The 6,438-nt window shown below is 58.9% G+C and carries 5 protein-coding genes; 1 reads left to right on the top strand and 4 read right to left on the bottom strand.

Annotated elements, in window-relative coordinates; translation table 11 throughout:
• Positions 1-223: 223 nt before the first annotated feature.
• The gene (locus BLT98_RS28505) at positions 224-1,303 is read right to left on the bottom strand and encodes a tartrate dehydrogenase (protein WP_092613756.1); all 1,080 of its coding nucleotides are present in this window, start codon (positions 1,301-1,303) and stop codon (positions 224-226) included.
• A gap of 103 nt (positions 1,304-1,406) precedes the next feature.
• On the opposite strand from BLT98_RS28505, the gene BLT98_RS28500 reads away from it, so the two are divergent.
• A complete protein-coding gene (locus tag BLT98_RS28500; RefSeq protein WP_092613754.1) occupies positions 1,407-2,306 on the top strand; it encodes a LysR family transcriptional regulator in 900 nt (299 codons plus the stop codon).
• 4 nt (positions 2,307-2,310) lie between these two features.
• Here the strand turns inward: BLT98_RS28500 and BLT98_RS28495 are convergent, their stop codons facing one another.
• The 3 genes from BLT98_RS28495 to BLT98_RS28485 all read right to left on the bottom strand — a co-directional run bounded on the left by BLT98_RS28495 (position 2,311) and on the right by BLT98_RS28485 (position 6,028).
• A complete protein-coding gene (locus BLT98_RS28495; protein ID WP_092613752.1) occupies positions 2,311-3,801 on the bottom strand; it encodes a DUF3482 domain-containing protein in 1,491 nt (496 codons plus the stop codon).
• Positions 3,798-5,276, bottom strand: a complete 1,479-nt coding sequence (locus BLT98_RS28490; RefSeq protein WP_092613750.1) for a DUF2868 domain-containing protein — start codon at positions 5,274-5,276, stop codon at positions 3,798-3,800. The genes BLT98_RS28495 and BLT98_RS28490 overlap by 4 nt, the downstream gene beginning before the upstream one ends.
• A gap of 62 nt (positions 5,277-5,338) precedes the next feature.
• The gene (locus BLT98_RS28485) at positions 5,339-6,028 is read right to left on the bottom strand and encodes a phosphatase PAP2 family protein (protein WP_092613748.1); all 690 of its coding nucleotides are present in this window, start codon (positions 6,026-6,028) and stop codon (positions 5,339-5,341) included.
• Positions 6,029-6,438: the final 410 nt, after the last annotated feature.

The following is a 6,438-nucleotide window of genomic DNA, read 5'->3' as shown; positions in this document are numbered from 1 at the left end:
GACTGTTAATTGTTAAAGAACTGTATTCGGTACTGCTTTCGCGCTATCGACAAAGCGTTGTGTTTGTCAGCTGCGAAGAAGGAAGAGTATGAAGCATTTCAGCACAATCGTCAACTCCTTCTTTTCTGCTACATCACCGTTTCTGGTGATCCTCAACTGCCGCATTTGACTGCGTCTCATTGGGGAGGCGAACTATAGCAAAGCCGCCCATGGGCGGCAAGCTTTATTTCAGCAATTCCGCAATTGCAACGCCCACATCGGTCGTACTGGCGCCGCCGCCCATGTCCGGTGTGCGCGGGCCATGCTCAAGCACCTTCTCAATGGCGCGCAAAACCGCGTCATGCGCCGCAGTGTAATTGGCGTCGCCATTACCGAGGAAGTCCAGCATCATGGCGCCCGACCAGATCATGCCGATCGGGTTGGCGATATTCTGGCCATAGATATCGGGTGCGGATCCGTGCACGGGCTCGAAGACAGAGGGGAACGTGCGTTCCGGATTGATATTGGCCGATGGCGCGATAGCAATCGTTCCCGTGCACGCGGGGCCCAGGTCGGACAGAATGTCGCCAAACAGATTCGACGCAACCACCACGTCGAAGCGCTCGGGACTGAGCACGAAACGGGCCGCCAGGATGTCGATATGGTATTTATCCCAGTGCACATCGGGAAAGCTGGGCCCCATCGCCTCCACCCGCTCATCCCAATACGGCATGCTGATGGCGATACCGTTCGACTTGGTCGCCGATGTCAGGTGTTTTTTTGGCCGGCTTTGCGCCAGCTCAAACGCATACTTCAGGATGCGGTCAACGCCCTTGCGCGTAAACACGGATTCCTGCAGCACCGTTTCGCGTTCCGTCCCCTCGAACATGCGCCCGCCCACGGACGAATATTCTCCTTCCGTATTTTCACGCACCACATAGAAATCGATATCACCCGGCTTCTTGTTCGCCAGCGGACACGGCACACCCGGCATCAGTCGCACGGGCCGCAAGTTGACGTATTCGTCGAACTCGCGCCGGAATTTTAGTAACGAACCCCACAGCGAGATATGGTCCGGCACCTTGTCCGGCCAGCCGACGGCACCAAAATAGATGGCGTCGAAATCCTTTAGCTGGGCAAACCAATCCGAGGGCATCATCTGGCCATGCTCGAGGTAGTAGTCGCAATTCGCCCACTCCATGGTCGTGAACTGCAAGTCGATATTGAAACGGCGCGCGGCAGCCTCGACGACACGCAGCCCTTCCGGCATGACTTCATTGCCTATGCCGTCGCCGGCGATGACTGCGATTCTGTGTGCGGGCATGAGGTTCTCCTGTTTATAGATGGATGCATTGATGATACTGGCGCCGCATCAGAATACAATCAGGGTATTCATGACCTCAGTATCCACATTTCGTGCTCAATCAATGAAACATACGCCGCTGCTGGAAGATTTACGCCTGTTTTGCCAGGTCGCCCATAAAACCAGTTTCGCCGCCACGGCGCTGGAACTGGGTATTTCCAAGGCGGTCGTCAGCAAGCGCATCGGCATGCTGGAAGCGGCGCTAGAAGTACGGTTGCTGCACCGGACCACACGCAGGGTCAGCGTCACCGATCACGGCGAGATCGTGCGGCAATGGGCGCAGCGCATCCTGGAAGATGTCGAACAGATGGGGGAAGCGGTAGCACAGTCGAAATTGCAGCCGCAGGGCCTACTGCGCATTTGCTCCAGTTCCGGCTTCGGGCGCAACCGGCTCGGCCCAGCCCTCTCCCAGCTGGCACGGCAGTATCCAGACTTGAAAATACAGCTGGAATTGCTCGACCGTCCAGTCGACCTGCTGGGCGAAGGTTTCGATCTCGACATTCGCATCGGCGTGGTGCGCGAGCCAGACCTGATCGCCCACCGCATTGCCAGCAATCAACGCGTACTGTGCGCCGCACCCTCCTATCTGGCACAACGCGGAACGCCGGACACGCTGGCGCAATTGCGCGAGCATGACTGCATCGTCATCCGCGAGCGTGACCTGGATGGGCGACGCTGGAAACTGCAGGGACCGCAAGGGTCGGAAACGGTGAAGGTCGATGGGCCGCTATCGGCCAATAATGGCGAGATCGTCCATCAATGGGCGCTGGACGGCCACGGCATCATCTTGCGTTCGGCATGGGATGTGGAAAGCAGTCTGGCGCAAGGCAAGCTGGTGCGTATCTTGCCTGCGTATCATCAGGTCGCCGATGTGTGGGCAGTGACCACTTCGCGGCTGTCGAACTCGGCCAAGGTCAGGGCCTGCGTGCAATTTCTGGAACGGTGGCTGCAAGCCCGCGCCTGATAAGCTATACCAGACGCGCCACATCCGGATACAGACGCGCCAGGGTATCGGAGGTGATGGACGACATGACGGGCAAAACGCGCTCGGCGGCCTGCTCCGGCGATTTTTCCCGGCGCACCTCTTTCCACAGCTCGGCCAATGCGCCTTCATGGCGCGCCACCGCCTGCTCGACCTCATCCTGCCAGAAAGCCGGCGCCTCGCTTTCCACGAAATTGCCGCGGCCACGACCAAAGTGCGCCACCGCCAGGTAGCGCAGCACGCCCGCCACCACCAGGGTGCGCAAAAAGGCATCCGTGAATTGCATGGTGGGTTCATTGCGGTCCGTGCCGGAATTAAAGCCCCAGGCAGCGCCGGCAAACGTCAGCGCACCGACCACGCCACCAAGCAAGGCGCCCGTGCCCAAAGTCAGGCCGCCGGAAATCAGGTCGGCCGACAGCCCCGTCGCCGCGCCAGAAATCATGGCACCCAATAACCCCGCTTGCGCCTTGTCGATCGGCGCGCGCACGGCAAAATTTTCCCGTATCCGGCTATTGATCTTATGCGCATCGGTCGGGTCGAGTTTGTGCAAGATCAAGAGTTCACGCGTGGTCACGCCGCTGTGCGTATTGAGCCGTGCCACCAGGCTGGCCATGGCCTTTTCCTGGCGTTGCTGCTCTGCATTCTTACCGATGCCCACTACCTGCAAGGCCGATTTCAGCAAGCCCTTGGAGCCGAGCTCGATGGCTTCGCGATCCTGCCCTGCCACTGCCAGTTGCGTGGCCAGCAAATGCATGGCTTGCTGGAAACGCGCCGTATTCTGCTCTTGCCAGGCAGAAAACAGACGCGCATAGCCGGCTTGCTGCGACTGCGGCAACAATTTACCCACGGCTTCGTAAAACACGCGCTCATGAACCCAGCAGCGGGCAAAGGCATCAAGCGCCAGGACATCGCGCACGATGGGATACTGCTGCAAATGCTCGCGCCAGCGCGCCTGCTCGCCGTGCTCCTCATTGCCAGGACGCGGCGGCCCCATCTGATTGAGCAAGACCACCACCGGCTTATCCAGCCAGGCGAGGATTTTCATTTCTGCCGGCAAGTAGCCCGCATCCTTGGGATGTTCCGAGGAATTCACCAGGTACAGCACCACGTCGGCAGAGTCCTTGGCCGTACGCAGCGCCTGCTGGCTGAGCCAGAACGGGCGGTCGCGGTAACGGTCCAGCACTTCGCGCAGGAACCAGCCGATGGGATTGCCCGACTGGCCCAGGCGCTTGAGCAGGCGCACGGAGTCGCCAAAGCCGGGCGTATCCCACAATTGCAAGGCATCGCCCTGCGGTGTCGCCAGCAAGGTATGCGATTCCGCAAACACGGTCACGTGGGCCGCATCGCGCACTTCGCCAATGTCCACGCCCACTAAAGTGCGCGCCAAGGTCGTCTTGCCATTATTCGTGTGCGAAATCAGCGCAAACTGAATCTGTACCGCATCATCCTGCACATTTTTATTCACATTCACACTCATGCTGCTGCCGATACTTTCAGCCCGACACCGGCATCGAGCGGGTGCAAGGCAGGATTGAGCAAATTGACCAGGGTGGCCGTGGTTTTGTGGAACTGGCAGAACTGTTGCCACAGAGCGACTCGCTCCGCCAAGCGGGCGGCATTATCCACCTGCTCGCCCGCGCGTTCCAGGTAGCTGGATTCGTCGATCAGTACAGCGATGCCGCGTGCCGACGATTGCGCCAGATAATCGAGGAAGGCGCCGTGGTTTTCCTTTTCCGGCGTCGCCGTCAGGTTGAACAGCACGGCCGTGATATTGACTTGTGGATCATTCAAGTCCGTGTCGCGCAAGACGTCCTGCGGCTCCTCGCCATACGACGTCGATGGACGCAGCATCATGCGGCCTTGCTCGCCGAACAGCATGAGGGAGATTTGCCCCAGGCCCTTGTGTCGTGCCTCATCGACAGTAAAGCTGTACGGCAAGACACGCAGCATGCCGCCAGTTGCCACGCCGATGCTTTCATTAAGCTTGCGGAAATACGGTTGATCAAGATCCAGCGGAAAGTGCTTGGCCAGGCGCGCAGCGCGCCAGTTGTTGACCAGTGCCAGTATCAGGCGGGGAACGACCACCAGCAGGAAAATCGTTGCCGCATATAAATGCACCCAGCGTGCGCCACCTTCGACGGTCGTCGTTTGCGGGAAGCGCAGCGCTTCGATTTCCGCCAGCGAAAAGCCTTGCAAATGAAACAGGGCAATAGCCGGCGCAAACAGGGTCGAAAGCAGGCTGTGCACCTGGCTGGCATTCAAAAAAGTGCTTTCCCAACCGGCCGCGTACTGCGACAGGAAGCCGCGCGCGTACAGTGAAGCGACGGCGCCGATGGCAAACATGGCGGCGCTCAGGTGAATGGTACGGCTGAGGCGCGCGGCCGTCAGCTTGGCGCTCAAGTGCGCCCATTCCCCCATAAAACTGAGCAAGCCCGAGGACAAGGCGTGCGGCAGCTTGCGCGGCAACGCCAGGCGGCCCACGCTCAGGTGGCGCACCAGTCCCGCCTTCGGCCAGCCGAGGGAGTGCGAGGGGATGCATAGCCAGATCAGCAAGCCCAGGTAGACCAGCACATTCCAGGCGATGATCAGCAGCAAGGGCGCCGACAGCAGATCCACGCGATGGGGATCCGTGATGCGGTCCAGCCCGGCACCCAGCAGCAGTGCCAGCAAGGGCAATGTCAGCGCCAGGGTCTTCATGCCGTTACGGCGTTTCGCGAAGGCAGCAAAAGCGGGCGTGCGCTCGGTGATGCGCTTGAGGATCAGCTCGGAGCGCTGCTGCAGGAAATCGTCACCTGTCACTTCGGCCTGCTTGCCCGAAGCTTGCCACTGCGCAAGCTCACGCGCGCTGCGGCTGGCATACATGCGGTCATCCTCGCTGAGGACTTCTTTTTTCTGGTCGGCCGTCTCGATAGCACGGACCAATACCACTTCTCTCGCAATCTGCTCGTTCATGGTGCTCCTGTTTTTGTATGAAACGACAACTAGACAGGCAGATTGTGACGTACTTTTGTGTTTCAGGCCAACGCGTCCTCGGCCCGGAACAAATTATGCAGCAGATAGATCAGGAAAGAAGCGATCCAGGCAGACCACAAGGTGTGGGTAAAAAATTGCTTACCTTGCAACTGCTGCTGCCAGCCTGCCGCCAAACCGCACAGCAACATGACACCGGCGAACAAAAGTGCCGTGCGTGGCCGTCCGGGCAGGCAGAACAATGGCAAGGCCAGCATCCACCAGGCAGTGTTCGCATGCGTGGCGGGCAAGCAGACCATGGCAGATGCGCTAGCCGGCAATGTTTCCAGCAGGCGCGTATACGGTTGCAGTCCACCATAGCGCAGCAAATCCGTGGGGCAGGGAACATCGCTGAAGGAAGAGAGCAAATAGATGCTTAGCGGCACCAAGATAGCCGACAGGGCCACCACGCGCAAGGCGCTGCGGCGTGAGGCAGACCAGGCCAGCGGACGCTGCGTGTCCCAGACCACCAGGACTATCGCTACCGCGGCCAGCAAGGTCATGCAGAACTGGAAACCGCGCGCCCACGCGCTGTCAGCGCCGGCAAATTGCCCACGCGCACCGTCGAACATACTGTCGGCGATCATGAGGTCGAGATTGCTGTAATTGCCGATCCAGAGTATCAGCATGGCCGAGAGCATCAAGGCGCTATCGATGCCTGTGGGAGTTTTGACGAGTTTAAGCTTGGCCAACATGGGTGTACACATTTACTTGATGAGATGAAAGGGACTGGCCACTCAAGAGCAGCAGCCATGCAAGTCATCGTACAGTGTCAATATGAAGAGAACATGACGGTGCCCGTCGCGGGCAACACGGAAGGGGCAAGATGGGTATTTTGGGCACCTTACAAGTGTTGACCTGAATTACGCGTCAAAGGTGTTCTGGCATTCCCGCAAAAAAGGTGCGCAGCCGATAACTTCGGTCAACTCCGCCATACGTACAGTAAAAATGTGAATAAAACAAAGCACCAGACGAAAAAAAACCCGCCAATTGCTTGACGGGTTTTTCTCTACTGCGAATAACAAGCCTGACGATAACCTACTTTCACACTGGTTGCAGCACTATCATCGGCGCAAAGTTGTTTCACGGTCCTGTTCGGGATGGG

It is taken from the genome of Janthinobacterium sp. YR213 (assembly GCF_900099875.1).
GTDB lineage: Bacteria > Pseudomonadota > Gammaproteobacteria > Burkholderiales > Burkholderiaceae_D > Janthinobacterium > Janthinobacterium lividum.
The sequence above is the reverse complement of the archived record's forward strand: the minus strand, read 5'-3'. Positions and strand labels throughout refer to the sequence as shown.

Excerpts from the sequence above, each read along its gene's own strand:
- BLT98_RS28500 (WP_092613754.1), top strand. The coding sequence starts at position 1,407 with ATGAAACATACGCCGCTGCTGGAAGATTTACGCCTGTTTTGCCAGGTC.
- BLT98_RS28505 (WP_092613756.1), bottom strand. The coding sequence starts at position 1,303 with ATGCCCGCACACAGAATCGCAGTCATCGCCGGCGACGGCATAGGCAAT.
- BLT98_RS28485 (WP_092613748.1), bottom strand. The coding sequence starts at position 6,028 with ATGTTGGCCAAGCTTAAACTCGTCAAAACTCCCACAGGCATCGATAGC.
- BLT98_RS28490 (WP_092613750.1), bottom strand. The coding sequence starts at position 5,276 with ATGAACGAGCAGATTGCGAGAGAAGTGGTATTGGTCCGTGCTATCGAG.
- BLT98_RS28495 (WP_092613752.1), bottom strand. The coding sequence starts at position 3,801 with ATGAGTGTGAATGTGAATAAAAATGTGCAGGATGATGCGGTACAGATT.